16 protein-coding genes are annotated in these 15,851 nt (G+C 34.3%); 1 reads left to right on the top strand and 15 read right to left on the bottom strand.

Annotation, left to right across the window (positions count from 1 at the left end; genetic code table 11):
- Positions 1-19 precede the first annotated feature (19 nt).
- From acsn021_RS05820 to acsn021_RS05760, 13 genes are all read right to left on the bottom strand, one after another.
- On the bottom strand, positions 20-985 hold the full coding sequence (locus acsn021_RS05820) for a DUF6339 family protein (protein WP_184090953.1): 966 nt from the start codon (positions 983-985) through the stop codon (positions 20-22).
- Positions 982-1,872, bottom strand: a complete 891-nt coding sequence (locus acsn021_RS05815) for a hypothetical protein (protein ID WP_184090952.1) — start codon at positions 1,870-1,872, stop codon at positions 982-984. Before acsn021_RS05815 ends, acsn021_RS05820 begins: the two co-directional genes overlap by 4 nt.
- Positions 1,862-3,754 carry a hypothetical protein gene (locus acsn021_RS05810; protein ID WP_184090950.1) on the bottom strand — a complete coding sequence of 631 codons (1,893 nt, stop codon included), beginning with the start codon at positions 3,752-3,754 and terminating at the stop codon, positions 1,862-1,864. Before acsn021_RS05810 ends, acsn021_RS05815 begins: the two co-directional genes overlap by 11 nt.
- A gap of 19 nt (positions 3,755-3,773) precedes the next feature.
- The gene (locus acsn021_RS05805) at positions 3,774-4,004 is read right to left on the bottom strand and encodes a hypothetical protein (protein WP_184090948.1); all 231 of its coding nucleotides are present in this window, start codon (positions 4,002-4,004) and stop codon (positions 3,774-3,776) included.
- 224 nt (positions 4,005-4,228) lie between these two features.
- Positions 4,229-5,791, bottom strand: a complete 1,563-nt coding sequence (locus acsn021_RS05800; RefSeq protein ID WP_184090946.1) for a DNA cytosine methyltransferase — start codon at positions 5,789-5,791, stop codon at positions 4,229-4,231.
- A 2-nt stretch (positions 5,792-5,793) separates the two neighbouring features.
- On the bottom strand, positions 5,794-6,150 hold the full coding sequence (locus acsn021_RS05795; RefSeq protein WP_184090944.1) for a helix-turn-helix domain-containing protein: 357 nt from the start codon (positions 6,148-6,150) through the stop codon (positions 5,794-5,796).
- A 424-nt stretch (positions 6,151-6,574) separates the two neighbouring features.
- Complete coding sequence (locus acsn021_RS05790) at positions 6,575-7,891, bottom strand: RNA-binding domain-containing protein (RefSeq protein WP_330601727.1); 1,317 nt, start codon at positions 7,889-7,891, stop codon at positions 6,575-6,577.
- 381 nt (positions 7,892-8,272) lie between these two features.
- Positions 8,273-9,103 carry a helix-turn-helix domain-containing protein gene (locus acsn021_RS05785; RefSeq protein WP_184090942.1) on the bottom strand — a complete coding sequence of 277 codons (831 nt, stop codon included), beginning with the start codon at positions 9,101-9,103 and terminating at the stop codon, positions 8,273-8,275.
- Between the two features lie 198 nt (positions 9,104-9,301).
- Entirely contained in the window at positions 9,302-10,516 is a 1,215-nt protein-coding gene (locus acsn021_RS05780) for a hypothetical protein (RefSeq protein ID WP_184090940.1), read from the bottom strand.
- A complete protein-coding gene (locus acsn021_RS05775) occupies positions 10,516-10,689 on the bottom strand; it encodes a hypothetical protein (RefSeq protein ID WP_184090938.1) in 174 nt (57 codons plus the stop codon). The genes acsn021_RS05780 and acsn021_RS05775 overlap by 1 nt, the downstream gene beginning before the upstream one ends.
- 179 nt (positions 10,690-10,868) lie before the next feature.
- Positions 10,869-11,051, bottom strand: coding sequence for a hypothetical protein (locus tag acsn021_RS05770; protein ID WP_184090936.1), 183 nt, complete (start codon positions 11,049-11,051; stop codon positions 10,869-10,871).
- Between the two features lie 17 nt (positions 11,052-11,068).
- Positions 11,069-11,434, bottom strand: coding sequence for an HNH endonuclease (locus acsn021_RS05765; protein WP_184090934.1), 366 nt, complete (start codon positions 11,432-11,434; stop codon positions 11,069-11,071).
- Positions 11,435-11,568: 134 nt separating this feature from the next.
- Positions 11,569-12,255 carry a DNA adenine methylase gene (locus acsn021_RS05760; protein ID WP_243167772.1) on the bottom strand — a complete coding sequence of 229 codons (687 nt, stop codon included), beginning with the start codon at positions 12,253-12,255 and terminating at the stop codon, positions 11,569-11,571.
- 180 nt (positions 12,256-12,435) lie between these two features.
- On the opposite strand from acsn021_RS05760, the gene acsn021_RS05755 reads away from it, so the two are divergent.
- Positions 12,436-12,630 carry a helix-turn-helix domain-containing protein gene (locus tag acsn021_RS05755; RefSeq protein ID WP_184090932.1) on the top strand — a complete coding sequence of 65 codons (195 nt, stop codon included), beginning with the start codon at positions 12,436-12,438 and terminating at the stop codon, positions 12,628-12,630.
- A gap of 67 nt (positions 12,631-12,697) precedes the next feature.
- Here acsn021_RS05755 and acsn021_RS05750 read toward each other — a convergent pair whose 3' ends face one another.
- On the bottom strand, positions 12,698-13,870 hold the full coding sequence (locus tag acsn021_RS05750) for a hypothetical protein (protein ID WP_184090930.1): 1,173 nt from the start codon (positions 13,868-13,870) through the stop codon (positions 12,698-12,700).
- Positions 13,871-14,322: 452 nt separating this feature from the next.
- On the bottom strand, positions 14,323-15,717 hold the full coding sequence (gene dcm / locus acsn021_RS05745; RefSeq protein ID WP_184090928.1) for a DNA (cytosine-5-)-methyltransferase: 1,395 nt from the start codon (positions 15,715-15,717) through the stop codon (positions 14,323-14,325).
- Positions 15,718-15,851: the final 134 nt, after the last annotated feature.

The raw sequence follows: 15,851 nt of genomic DNA, 5'->3' as shown, positions 1-15,851 counted from the left end.
ACACCTTCACCATCCTATTCTACCGGATATCTTTTATGATAAAACTTTCTTTTCCAATATAGATCTTATCCCCCATTACAAGCCCACTAAGATTTACTGGTTTTGTAATTAATTTATTTTTCTTTGCCATAATCAGTATTTTTTGACGAGTTTTCAAGTTCTCAATAACAATCTTACTGTTTCTAGTAACTATCTTCCCCTCTTCAACTATCTGATTAACTTCTTCATCTTTTATTTCAGTAACTGACTGTTTAATCATCATAGTAATCTTATTTCTTATTTTCTCTTTAATCCACTCTTCAGGCATAAAATCAAGCACGTACATGCCACCTAAAAGATTAAGATATTTTGCGAGCTTTCCAGCATCATCAGTGTTAAGCGCATAACCACCTTTTCGTGCCTCAATCATAGCCTCTAAAAACGGACGCATTACGTGCAGATTATTGGATGTATTTCTTTCAATAAAATGCATTATATAATCAGAGTAACTACAAACAAATTCGGTAAGTTCCCATTTGTTCGCTCTATTCTCATCATATGTTAGACGACCAATCCACCACAAACGCGAAATCGCATTTCGAGTGAGCGCTCTTCTTTTAGGACCATCAAAATAAAAATGTTGCAAAACACCTGATACGCTACTAACATCCCATCTGTATCTGACATATTCAAAGAAATGACCTAAACACAATCCAGCCCATAGTCTCTCATCTGAGGCCATAGAGTCGGTCAAAAATTTCAATTTGCTATACACTCTCTTTACATTTTCAAATTCAGTCTCAAAAGCTTTTGAAATATCAGCTGACATATCCAGCGTAAAATCATTTATATTTTGAAATTTAGTATCAACGAAAGGAGAGCCATCACATATATCTTCAAGCCAATCATTCGAAGAGTAATTCTGATATTTATTAAGGCATCCTTCTATACATGCCTTATCTTTCAAAAAAATCAGTTTCTCTGTTCCAATAATTTGAATTTTCAAGTCTCTTCCTCCTCACCATCATCCTTTGCACCTACCACAGACAACTGCTCTAATGCATTATTAATTGGAGTACGCAGCATTCTTTGTGCCAACGAAAAAATATTTTCATCTTTCAAAGAAGAAAGTGGTATTTTAAAACTTTTTTCCAGCGTCTGTTTGATTGATATGTACCATGCTTGACAGCCAAATTCCGCTTCCATGGTATCCTCATCGGTTGCCGCAAGCTTTTCTAATACATACATGAGTGCCGGCACAACAATTGCTGAATTTAAGATATCTCTGACACCCGGGTCGTCTTTCATAGACTTATATATTGCAATATCTTTTTCACATAGTTTTATAATTATATTGTGATTAGATTCATATTCTACAACCATCTCAGACACGCTCTTATCCATATTCTTTATAATCCGAAAGGGAGATGCCGATTTCAACAAATCAGACTTCTTTTTAGATATATCCCAGTTAAACTGTCTTCCAACGGCAAGGATACACCCTTTTTCAATTTTCTTGACTGGCTTTGAATAATCTGGGTTAAACTTTACATTAGAATAATCATTTAATGTTTCATTAGCAAGAATATATGGGCAGAAATGTAATTCTCCGTTAAGTTTTGAATCTTTCAAAACAATCTTATCGCTAAGCTTATCCGTTTTATGTATATCTCTATATCCAGACTGCGCACATTCAAGATGATAAAGCAATACCGCTTTACCCTGTTTTATCATCTCATTGAGTTTTTCATTAACCAACTCAACATTAACAATTATTTCAACATCATACCCTCTATTTCCACATTGTGCCGAAACATCAAATTTACTATCTACATAATCATCATTGAAATATGCCAATACTGGGTATGGATATAATCTGTATCTAATGTCCATATACTGCCACCTCCAATGAACAGATATCACTGTAATCAAATTCTACTTGAAGAGTTGTTTTTACATTTTTTGCAAGTGCAATACCCTTAATTGCATTTTCTGTAATTTTTAGATTAATTCCATCCGCTTCAGCACTTCTGATATCAGCCTTATATTTATCTGTCTCAGCAGCCATAAATATTAAAACCTGCCCTTCTTCAATATCTACTTTAGGCGTAATATATATTTCATACTTGCCAGCTCCAATATCTTCTACGGTGTAACGAATAGATGCTGGTATCTTTTTTGCCTTTATCTTTGCTTTTGACTCCTCCGTAGGTGGATTTGGATCTGATGTATTACCAGGTTTTGACCCAGAACCTGAGCCCGGACCTGGGTCTGGTGTAATATGTCCCGTACCAATATGTATTCCTAAACCTCCTCTAGTACCTCCATCAGATCCATCATCATCCATCTCAACTAAACCATCGTCATCTGAGATTTCAATGTCTCCCGAGGGCTTTACCAAGTTGCTCTTTTTATCAATTATAACTGACACTTCATCATTAATTGTTTCCTGTGTTTCTTCTTTCTCAGACATAGGATCAGGTATACAATCTCCTATTTCTGGATCAATCTCACCTTCTGTATCCTGACCTTTTAATTCATTAAATAGCTTCTTAATATCACCATAAATCTTTTTCATTTTTGATTCAGCATCTACCTGTATTTCAGGTTCATCTCTATACCTAGATAATTCCCACGCATTATGCTGAATATTTTCCAGTCCGCCTAAGAGCTTACTTATTTTCTTTCCCTTTATAATACACACACCAGCAAATGGTACTGTTGCAGAAATATTTCCTTTATCAAACACCTTCATTCCTGGAAATCGAATAATCGCTATTCTTCTATGTAAATCCTGCTTCATAAGCATTCTAATTTCCACATCATTTTCTTCAATATACGAAAAATTTCTTTTCACACAGTCAGGGTCAGTTAATATATGGTAATAATCATAGGTCTTATCACTCACATCATCTTTATATGTTGTAATAAGATCTGAAATATGAGCACTATCAATAAGAATATCATCAATCTCAACAATTAAGTGTCCTTCTTTGACAGCGTAGAAGAAGCCGTCAAGCACTGCAACTATCAATTCTTTTTTCCAATCCATATTGGAAGACTTAAAAGATGTGACATAAACATCTGTGCCTGGTTCATTTCGTTTAAATTCTTCGTCTATATCAAACTGCTCATCAATCGGCATAGAATTTTCTTTACTATAATATCCAACATCAGAATGAAGATTACCTTTAGAATCCATAAAGCAAATCAGTTTAGAAACACCCTGATGAGCTGCTACACCATGCTTATCTAGCGTACTGTAAAATACGGTTTGTATATCCGAGCAACTGAAACAAGCCTGTTTTCCACTTCCAAATGCGCCGATTGAACCTTCTGTCTTATCAGAAGATCCAACTGATCTAACCAGTCGGAACCATGGTGATGTGAAATTTGTCGCAGCAACTTCAGCTCCAATCAATCCAGATGTATTAAAATCACTAATTCTCAGCATTTGAATCTTAGGTTTCTCCAGAATGGGAATAGTTCTTTCAAAATATTTTGTCGCTTTTGCAAATTTCTGCTCATTACAGAACTTGTATGCCTGCTTATAGTATTCTAAAAAATGGTGCCTTTGAGGCAATTTTCCTGCATCCACCTCAAACGATTTAAACTCTACTCTAACAGCCATTTTATCATTAACTCTGGCATCTATAGAATTCTGACAGATTTCACGCGTTAATCCTTTGATAGGATCGCCTTTAAAAAGGTCAATCCCCGAATCTCCAATTCCATGAAATTGACCACCATTATTTATCGGAAATGTCCAATCCATAGTACTCCCTCCTGTAATTCTACTCTAAAGTAAATTTGCTACCCTTTTGGCTGTCCTGCTTGCTATATCTTTTTTTCGCCTCATCTAACTCTGCCTGGATTGCATTAAAAATCTTTGTGATATCTTTCTGAGAATATTCATATAAACTCTGATTAGAACAATTCCCTAGAAGCTGGATCATATTAATAATTTTATTTGTCCTAGCCTCCGCAATTCTTACGAAATTTTCGCGCTTAGACTCTTTTTTCATATGATTACTCCTATTACTATTTGAATTATATTATCTAATTATAGAATACCCTTTTTTTATATACGTGTCAATTATTTTAAAATTATTTTTAAAATACTATAATTATACCACATAAATTATTCAGTACAATCACATTTGAGTCATTAGTATTTTCTAGTCTGATATGTTATTTTAAAATTATTTGCAAAATAATAGGCGTAGATTATATTCTCTACGCCTCACATTTACAAATATTTTAATATCTCTTCTGCAATTCCTTTTGCCATCAAAATAGGTACAGCATTTCCAACCTGTTGATATTGAGAATCTTTTGTCCCTTTAAATATAAAACTATCTGGAAAGGATTGCAGTCTCGCTGCTTCCCTTACACTGATTGCCCTATTAAGTGTTGGATGAATCCACATAGATTTTCTCACATTAATAACTGTTCCACTTGGCTTCAAACTATCAAGTTTCAGGTATATACTGTTTTGTGTCCTTGCTGGGTCAGCGTAATTATCTTTCATATCTTCAGACAACTTATGGAAGTTTTCTCCCTCATTTAGAGCCTCAAATCTTTTCTTGGCCTTTTCTCTCGTTTTTGGCACAATGTGATTATTGACACCCGTAGAATCCTGTCTCATTAATACCGCATATTTCGATAAATTTTCCTGCCCGATGTAAGGTATTTCATTAATTTCTCCTACATCATCTGTTACTTTATATACCGCTAAATCCATAATTGCCTGTCCTACGTTTACAACTGGCAAATGCCTGTCTTTTGGCATCTCTATCTTCTCAGCCTTCAACTCATCAGATTTTACTCCCAGTACTATGTACCTCTTTCTCTCCTGGGGAACACCAAACCAAAGAGAATTTATCTCACCACTATTAATTACATAATCATCTCCAAGAATTTTGTTTATATAATCAATAACCGCATATGATTTAACAGTTGCAGTTATCGCTCCTGTATTTGGATTCCTTTGAAACTTATATATGATTTCATTATCTATTAATTCATCTCTAAGTCGAAAGCTCTTCTGAAATTTAATAAATAAGCCCAGTTCTTCAAAATATTGGTGTAATTCTGGTAAGTGAATATATTTTGCAGTATTTATCAGAATATCAAATTTAAATAAATCTTCATGTAAACATTGTTCTATTTTCCTTACTATTGTCTGCCCGTTCTTTTTAATGTATTTTGGAAGTCTATCTTCATTGCTTCTATTTTTATATAAAACATTCAGTAATTGAAATAATTCATCATTAATTCTATATTTATCTTCATTACCATTATCAAAAATATCCATCAGATTAACTTCATCATAATCTCCTTCAGATATTACCAAGTCATCATCTCTCTTTTTTATTCCAAGTGCTTCAATAACTTCATGGTCACAATATGAATCATAAAAACGATGTGTGTCAGATGAAAGCATACTGACGTTTTCCATAACAAATGCTCTAGGTTCTATTTCCTTTATTGCTCTAAAATATTCTTTTACCAGTGAATTATTCATACTAATAATATGATTTTTTTGTCTGTTCGCATTAGAGAATCCTTGGCATGGCGGGCCCCCAATAACTACATCTATCTCTCCAATTTTCTCTGCTAGATCCTTAAAATTGTATCCTCGCACATCAGGAATCATAATAATATCCCCGCATCCCTTATGATTTTCTACATATGTTTTACTTGCATTCTTGTTATTTTCTGCTGCTGCAACTATTAGGAATTGATTAGTTAACTCAAATCCGTAGCTCAAGCCACCTGCTCCAGCAAATAAGTCTACTGTTTTTAACATAATTATTCCATTTCCTCCGCGTATACCTTTATTTTTCTTAACGAAGTCTCTCCCATTTTTTTTTGAACCAAGACTTCCAGCAGACTATAAGCCTCTTTATGACAGGCAATATAGTCTGCTATATGCGGCGGCAACTTTCCTCTTGCATTAGATGCTTGTATAAGCAAATCCTTATACTCATCTTCAGTTAAGTTCATACAGCCCGCTATTTTCTTTAAATCTTCATCTGAAAATGGTCCATTTTTATTTGTTTCGATACCACTTATTAACATCGGCGTCTTTTCAATTGCACCAGCAATCTGTTTCTGTGTGATTTTCTTGGATCTTCTCAATTCTCTAAAGTATGTTCCAAAGCTCATGTTTTCACCCTTTTTTAAATAAATAAGTTTACTTATTTATTTTATCATGTTCTGATAAAAAATCAAGAAAAACTTGCGCATAGTATTTTGAAATTCCCGTCCAGCCGGCTTGTTACCAAAAAGCTTGACCGGTACAATAATAGTTGATTCGGAAAATAGAAAAAGCACCCTTCAGTTTCAATTCATACTGATGGGCGCTACATATTGAGTTGCATCCCTTGATCGGGATAGAGGATGGCGAGTCGGGAGGTTTGCAACTCCTGTAGAATGCCTCTTTTGTTTGCTCGCATATATTTTTTGATAAATAAATCTTATATTTGCGGTCTAAGCAAAAACCTTACCTGGAGATATTTCTAAATTCTTCAATCCAAACATATATTAATTTCATTCCAATACCTCTATTTATAACTTAATTAGAATTCGTTTATTTCACCACATACCTCGTCAGCTTACCACTACCAACTTTTTTGATAAGCTCCTTATCCAACATTTCTTTGAGCATATTAATCGCATACGTTGTTCCAATCCCAAGGGCTTCTTCAACATCACTACGAGTTATTTCATTCTGCTTTTCAAACAATCTGAGTATCGGTAAATACTTTTCATCTTCCACACTTATCTCATGTGAATGCGTATTAGGCAAAACCACTCGAAATGCACCTTCCACATTTTCAAACTTGGGTTGCACGGGCAAACCTTTATAGCAGCTGATTATCTTACTAATTCCTGTGCCGTATGCCTCAATCAGCTTCATTCGATAAAATAAACTTGCCAGCTTTTCATTTCTAGTTTGTGACGCACCCAGCATAACTGCCTCCAATGACAATCCTGTAACCAATCCGCCTAAGGAGATAATCTCCAAACGGTCAGAATACAGATTGATAATTGTACTGCCGCTGAATGAATAATCTCTGTGGACGATGGCATTCAGCAATGCTTCACGAACGGAATCCTCCGGGTAATCTCTTTCATCCGCACGCAGTAAATCATGAAAAGTCGCTTTTGTACCATTATAAAAATCTATGGTTTTATAAGCGTCTGTCAGTTGAGCAAATAGGGAGCCGGTCAGCTCCTTCCGATCTTTAAACACCAACTTATCTAAACCTTGAAAAACAGCAAATTTGATGGAATGCTGACACTGATCTGAAACCAGCAAACCCATGTTTGTATAAATATCATCAGCAGAAAGAATTCCTAAGTTTTTCATCTGTACTTCCGAAAATTCTAAATTTCTTCTTTCCATCTCTTGATTTAAACTAGTAAAAGTCAATTCTTGTATGAGCGAACGATTATTTTCAAACGAATCACCATCTGTCATCTTTATCATCATACGGATAGCATCCTCAGATGCTGGCGCCGATGTTGTTCCACTTCTGACATATACCCCTGTTGGCTTAAGCCCTTTATCAGATAGATAGTAAGGTCGTTTTGTGCCTTGGCTCACCGTTAGTTTGATCAAAAACTTATTTTCTTCTTGCAATAGCTCAATCTTTGTAAACATGGAAACATCCGGTCGTACACTATCTCTTAACGAATTCGATATCTGCTGCATCACAAAATCAGCATTTGTAAGACCGACAATTTCCCCGTTATCCTGCACACCCACATAGATAGTTCCACCGTTTGTATTTGCAAATGCTACAATTTCTTTTTTTATATCTGGTGTATAAATTTCCTTCAATTCAACAGTTTCACTTTCATACAGATTCATAGTACCACTCCTTCTATCTGCTTCTATCATTTCTATCACAATACTACCACAACGAGTGATAGAAAGCAAGCAGTACTATCCGACTTTTTACGACATGTGGATAATTTCATTTTCCTTTATGAGAACACCATCTTTAATGCAATAAATAGCAGCACCATATTTATCAATAGATTTTTGTTCATTTTACAATCAAATAAGTCTTCCCTGGAATAACAAATAGCCACATCAATCTCACTTTTGCTAAAAAGGTCAATCTGTTTCTTAATTCTTTTTTACATAACCCAAATATATAAAAAGCAACGCAAAATATACTAATCCAGTGTACCCAGCTCTTTAACTAAATATGACTTGTATGTGTTTCTCTCAAAGACACTTTTAGTAATTATACAATTAACTATATAATTATAATAACTATACTTTCTTTTCAATATCTATGTATTTATTGTATAATTTGGGTGTCACCATGTCACCCCTAAAATGGGCATAAAAAAGTACATGCAAATACTTTAGTTTTAATTGGTAAAATTGGTTCTTCTTTAATTCAATTGCATGATCGTCGTGACGACCTGCGTAAACGAACATAAAATTAGCTCTGCATTTATACATTTTGATTACCATTAATAGTTTTAACCAATCCACATATTTAAGATCTATAATAACAGCACCAGTCTCCATGGCCAAACATACATTATCAACTTCACCATAATCTTCATCAGACACATAGTCTAAGAATCCAATCTCATCATAATCTATATCCATGTACTCATCATATTCCATACTATCTTCTTCTATGTAATAACAACCTTCTGTTAGCACTGGAATTTCTTCTTCATCGTCTGATGAAGCTTCTAGTGTAAATACAGGCATCAATAGTTCTTCAAGAAAAACCGTTTCCATGGTATTGTTGGCATCAGCATTTGTATCCATGCTTTCTTTCTGTAGATTTTCTGCTTGTTCAACATCCAATAACAGAGTATTTAATTTATATTCATTGGATGATTGTCTGCCTTTAAAATATCTCTTTTCAATTGTTATATAGTCTTGCTCCTGAAGCTTCTTGGTAGCTCTTTGAACAGTACGTTCAGAAACCCCACAATGTTTTGCAATAGTACCAACCGCCGGATAACATTCACCAATTCTATTTGATTTATATACAAAGTAGTGCGCCACAAGCTTTTCTTTGGAACTCAATGCGCAGCTCTCACAAATTAAATTTAACATTTTGAATTTTTTCATAGCCATATGTTTAATCTCCTATCAGTTTTAGTAGTTATTGAAAACAAAAGTCTAAAATTTGTAAGTTTGTGTACAAAAACTGATAGATAGCTATTTACTATCTAATTACTTATGCTATAATAACAGTATCTATCAGTTTGATATTGTTCAGATTTATTCTGACGGAAATAAACACCACTTGACCTGGTGTTTATTTTTTATTTCTTAATAGTCCTTATATATCTTTTCGATGTTCTCCCAGATTACTTTGTCACAAGACAGAATATCAGAGCAATACGGTAGGTAGCTAATTGTATCTGCCTCCGCTGCATAATTCTTCTCCAGAGCTTTCATATCCTTGTTTCGAGCCATATTAAAAGCAAGGTGTAGATTCTTATCTAGAATCAATTCCAGCGCCTTATTTAACGATTTCAAGTCATAGGGCCGGCTTCCTGAGACTAGGATCAGCTTGTCCATGGTATCTTTTAAGTTCATTATCTTTTCATCATTTTCACTTATGCTGCCTAAGTCAAGAACAATAAAGTTTGTACCTGGTATAATGCATTTACTGTCCCTAAAGTATGTGATTGCTTTCTTAACATAATGTTCTTCTACTGGAACAAACTCATATTGTTCTGCAAGTATATCAAGGTGATTATGTTTGTTAACTTCTGCATAAGTCACCTTAGCTCCATTAAAGTGCAATAGATTAGCTAGCATAAAGGCGGCTGTCGTTGTACCCATTCTTCTTTCCGTACCAATGAAACCAATCATAATATTTTCACAATTCCATTTACGACTGGCCGGGTTCTTTTTAGTCTTTATGTAATCTTCAAGCTTCATTATTTCTGGTGAAGCAGTTATATCTTCCTTCTTTTCTTTATGGTTATCTTTCTCATTCACCTCATTTTTTAAAGGTTGTCCTTCCGATACCTTTATCGGACTGGCAGCTTTTAAGAAAATATTATCGGGTGTGGCAATGTCCTCCTCTGGTACGTCTTCATACTCTGCATCCAGTTTCTCTGGTTCTGTTGCAGGAATATCCACTTCTATTGGCAACTGTTCCAGGTTGTTTAGTATATTTAATACCTCAATCTCAGGATTAACTATATCCTTTACTACATAAACCCCAGCAAAAGGATCAATTGCTCCAAACAATTCTCCGGTATCTTCTATTAATGCCGGCAACAATATTACCTTGCTTTTGGGATTCAAAAGCAAATACGATTCCAAACACCCTTTTATATCCATATCCTCCTGCTCAAATATAGACATATCTATTATCAGGTAATCCACCTGCAGATTACGGATATCTTTTTTTATGTACTTTAAGAATGTTTCCTGATTCAAGTCACATTTTGTTTCTTTGTTTAATATATAAGCATCTTCAAGGCAATCTAGCTTGTCTATATTGGAGTTTGTTGTTAAATAAAATAGCATTATTGTACCCCCTCTATGTATGGATTATCTTCACTTCCGTCATATACAATTACATTCTCTTCCTGGCTTTTAGATTTTTGTAATGTAGTAATAATCATACTAATTGCTATTACTAAAAGCATTGCAACTGCCCATAACATCAATTTAATTATTTTATTTTTGGATTCCTGCATTGCATTATCCCTTCCATATGTTGTTTATTTTTCTTTTCTAGCCACAGATCATAATAGAACTAAATAAAATGTATTTCCATTTTTTTAGTTTTTTTCCAATTATTATTGACATTCATTCCACAATATTGTATTATTATGGCAAGGGGAGTTTAAAGCCGTTTCTTATCACAGGAACGGCTTTAACAATTTAATAAACCTATATGTAATAATTGGTTACCTTTCAGTTCATAACTGACCTGCTTTAAAGTCAATCCTATCCCTTGGAAATCAGCTCCATTTATAAGCAAATCCTTGTCTTTTACCTCTTTTTCAATCAGTCCGGATTCTTCTAAGTCGATATCAACCTCTATCATGAGTTTCATACTTGTCCCTTCCCTTCCTATTTAGATTCTAGCATTTCATAATAAAACTGAATCGGTACTTCCTGTTCCATAACCATTCCATACTTCTTAGCAAGTCTGTATATAAAATCTTTTTCTAAACGCACTGGAATCTTCTGTAATTGCTCCCTGAACCTTTCAAGTGTCATAGTACTTTTATAGAAATTACATGCTCTGCAGGATGGCATATAATTTTCAATTTCATCTGCTCCTGCATACCAGTATAAAGATTCCTTATGGTCTACTTGCATATCCTTGTATCCTATCTCACAACCACAGTACGCACAATGACCATTAAATTTATCATAGACTTTAAGCCTTGTCTTTTTGGGTATTGCCTTTCTTTTTACTTCTGTTTGTCCCAAATCCAATCCTCCTTGTAAATTCCGTTAACCAAATAACGTCATCTGCCTTTGTGGTTCAAAGTTCATCCATAATACTTCTCGTTTTTTACTGCTAACTTGAGAATAGCAAATAGTCTCTTCTCTGTGCCAACCTTTTAAATACTTATTATAAAGTTCATTATCATACCACTCAATAAAATGCTCCCCCTATGTCTTATAACGGTATCTAGCAATTCCTCTTGTGCTTCATCATCCATTTCATACTTGTATTGCTTTCCATGTCTGGTACCTAAAACATAAGGAGGATCAAGATAGATAAGCACTTTGGGATGATTGAATCTATTTATAATATCTATTGCTGGTCTATTTTCTACTTGCACCCCTCTTAACCTTTCGGCTGCAAGAATAATCTTTTCTGGTAGAGTACACCAGTCCTGAGACGCATAGGCTCTCTCCCTTCCCTGTACATCATTTTTCCATCCCACCTTTTCACCATTTGTTCGGAAGCCATGCCCCATATTAAGCCTTATGTAAAAATTCACTGCTTTGTCAAAGCTATCTTTTGACACCGTACGAAATGCTTCATCATAAATTTTTCTGGCATAAGGAATCATATATATTTCTCTGGCCAGTCTTTCCGGATCCTTACGGATCCATTCAAATAAATTAATGACGTTATCGTCCATGTCATTGATTGTCTCTATATTGCTTCTTGGCTTATTGAAAAAAACTGCACCACTTCCGAAAAAGGGTTCTAAATAGCTATGATGTTCTGGAAAGAACTCAATTATCCACTTTGCAATACTCCATTTACTACCGGGGTATTTCATCATTGCTTTCATTTTCTTTTACTCCCTTTCAAGTATTTTATTAACATTCTATACCCGTTATTATACAATGTCAAGATTGTATAATCTATAAATTGCATAATTTATAGATGTAACATTTCAAATTCCTATTTAATTATATTGTATATTGTAAACCTTATCATTGTCTGATATAATAAATGTGAGGTGACTTTTATGCGTATTAAAATTGATGATACATTAAGTAAGAATAATAAAACTCGCTATTGGTTAGCAAAAGAAGTAGGAATGTCCTATCAAGCTCTTGCAAAGCTCTCTAATAACCAAACAATCTCCATTCACTTTGATTTGCTTGAAAAGCTTTGTAAGGCACTTAATTGTACCCCCAATGACTTGTTCGAGATTGAATAAAAAACCAGTGTAAGATATTCTCTTAGACTGGTTTTTTATTTTCATCTTATCTGATTTCTTCTATTTCTCATTCCATTTGTTCAATAACATTGTAAAAACGTTCCCTTGTGAAAGGTTCTTTCTCTCCAATTACAAAAGGCTCATATAAGTCCATGTTAAAGGTAATGTGCTCATCACATTCTGATCGAAATAATAATAAGAGTTTTTTCTCTTTACCTTCGATCTGTACGATTCCACCAACACTATTATCATCCGGCGGTATCCAAAATGTTATGTTCTCATCGGACTCTGTTATTGCAACCAGTTCATCATATGTTTCTTTTTCTAGTAGGGTGTTGCAATATATCCCTATATTTGAAACCTGAAATAAATGGATACGTCCTAAAACCTTATACTGTATTTTGGATTTTGTTTTCTTTAGATATTGAAAACCGGCCATAACGGTGTCTTCATTTGGTTCTATACCATAGGTTTTTCTAAACTTCTTCAGCGCCTTTTCTAACGTATCCGGGAAAATAAAGTTTCTGAAAATCTTACCATCTGGACCATAATTACACAGATAGCATTTCGTCAATCCCTTATCTTCAAATTTCTTTATTGCTGCCAATGATGTATAGAGAAACCTTACACCGTCTTTCTCAATAGAAAGCTCTCCAATTGCTTTTTTCATGCGGTGATAAACAAGCTTAGAGAAAGTCTCTTTTGAATCTACCTTTTTATTATTCAGGATTCTTTCTGTATATGTGTCCATATTAATACTTCTGACCAACAATGCCAGCGAAAGCTTTGGTTCTTTTTTCTCCTGTTTTTGCTCATTATTCTGATTTTTCTCTAGGATTACTTCATTCTCTGCTTCATCTGCCTCAGTATCACTAATATCCTGATTATCCTCTTCTTTTTCTTCACTCTTACCTAAATCGAACTCCTTGGGGTTAAAGGTTAAATATGCCGTAACTGCCCCATCCTCATCATTTACCACATATCCAGTCTTTCTTTCCTCCTCTCCTTCTTCCGTTCGGTAACGGCTGCAGCACGAATCATGTTTGTATTTATTATGCTCCGGGTATAGTTTCAAATCTTCTGATATTCTGTAAAAAAGCCTTTCATGACTTTGGCATCCACACCACATATACCCCCTACATCCATCAAACTCTCCTTTAATCTGCTCTCTTTTTTCCTTATCCAGATAACCAGGATATACTTCCCTTCCATCTGCTAAGATTAATTTAGTATTATACATGTTCCCTCCTGATCTTTATCTAATTGCAATAAAAAAACCGGCAATAAGAAACGAACTCTTAACCGGCACTTTTAGGCTATATTAAGTTATTTGACATCAATCAATGTGTGTGATAATATAAGAAATATAAAACAACCAGTTCCATGTGACTGGTCGCAAATAATGGTTTAAAAAATAGTCACACTACTTTGCGGGCGGGGTGACTATTTTTTTTGTTTGTCTTTATAGTTGAGTATAACAAATATAAGTCCTACTATACTTATAATCAGCATTAATTCCTCATATGTACTCAAACTATCACCCCCTTTCGGGAGCGACCATAATCACCCTGCAACTGGTTGTATTCATATTATAGTAATAAATGTCATAAAAAGCAAATATTATTATATACTTGCTTCTTATTTGTAAATCTCATTATGTATATCCGGAGCAAAGTAGCCCTGGATAAATGATTAAATAAATAACTGCCTAAACAGGTAATATAAAACATCTACCACAATACTATTACCAGCTTGTTTGTATAATTGTGTGTTTGAATTTACAGCTGCAGCTTTATAAAACTGTTCATCAGTAAAACCCATCAGCCTCCAGCACTCTAAAGGTGTTAGTTTTCTGATTCTGAATTGTTTTCCACCTTTTTCAATTACATAGTTATCTTTTTGAACTGTTGTAATTGTGTTACTTGTCCCACAATAATTTAGTTCAAGTTTCTGACGGTAACTATCCGATGAATCTATCTTTCTACCTCTACTTGCACCAATACACGGAAAATCAAAAACGTATATTTCCCGAGTCCCAGCCATTAAAGTAGGACATATATTACCATCTTCTTGCACCCTTCCCCTTCTAGTCATACTTTTGGGAAATGACAGGTCTGCTACTCCAGGAATATTACACTCTGCATATCCTTTTTTTGTTGCTTGTCTAATAAGTACTTTAGGAGTTGTATTTCCCCCTTGCATAGTGGTAAGAGTAGGTGATATACCTTCAATATGGTATACTCTACTAGCAACATCAATCCATCCATCCTTAACTATCATACCAGCTTTTTTTATACAATTTTCTTCTAAGATACGTTTTGGCTGCTTATAATCGGATGCTAATAATGCACCAACAATTCCATCAGCCTTATAAACAGTGTCACGTTGTCCAATACTATTTTCATTTGCTTTCGTAGTACCGACAATATTTTTTGTAAATGTATCATCTGTGAAAATAAATCGTTTATGTAACTCATCTGAAAGATAATATTTTTCATCTACCTCCCTTTCTAATACATCTACTAAACTCTTTCCTGTGTGGATTGGTTCAGGAAATTCAAATCCCCTGTCTATATCCTTACGTATACTTACTGCAAAAACTCTTTCCCTGTTCTGTGGAATACCATAATGTTTTGCATTTAGCACTTTCCAATATGTATTGTAACCAAGTTGCTCTAGGGTAGATAACCATTCTAAAAATTGATCTTTAAATTTTTTACCCACCAAATTTTTAACATTTTCTAACATTAAAAACTTTGGAAGTTCATTGTGTTTTTTTGATTCTTCTAATAACCTCTCAACCTGATATAACAAACCGCTTCTTGTCTGCTCATTCATTCCTTTCTGTCTGCCGGCAACTGATATATCTTGACAAGGAAAAGAATAAGTCCAGAAATCTGCATAATCTAGCTTATTAATCTTACTTATGTCCCCGTAGTTCCTGGTATCCCCATGAATTGCTTCATAGCTTTTTATTGCGTATTTATCAATTTCAGCTATACCAACAACCTTATGCTCTATTCCTAATCTCTCTAATGCAGCTTTTTGACTGCCTATGCCACTGAATAATTCATTTACTTTTATCACTTTCTATCCGGTGCGATAGGCCTATCATTTATCTAGAATTATACTTATCCTTTCTGGTTTTTATCTTTTGTAATTATATATAATACAAATTATTTACGGAGAAATCTTAAAATGAACTTCTCCGTCTAGCCTTA

The organism is Anaerocolumna cellulosilytica (genome assembly GCF_014218335.1).
GTDB lineage: Bacteria > Bacillota > Clostridia > Lachnospirales > Lachnospiraceae > Anaerocolumna > Anaerocolumna cellulosilytica.
Note: the sequence above shows the minus strand (reverse complement) of the source record. Positions and strands in the feature narration are given on the sequence as shown.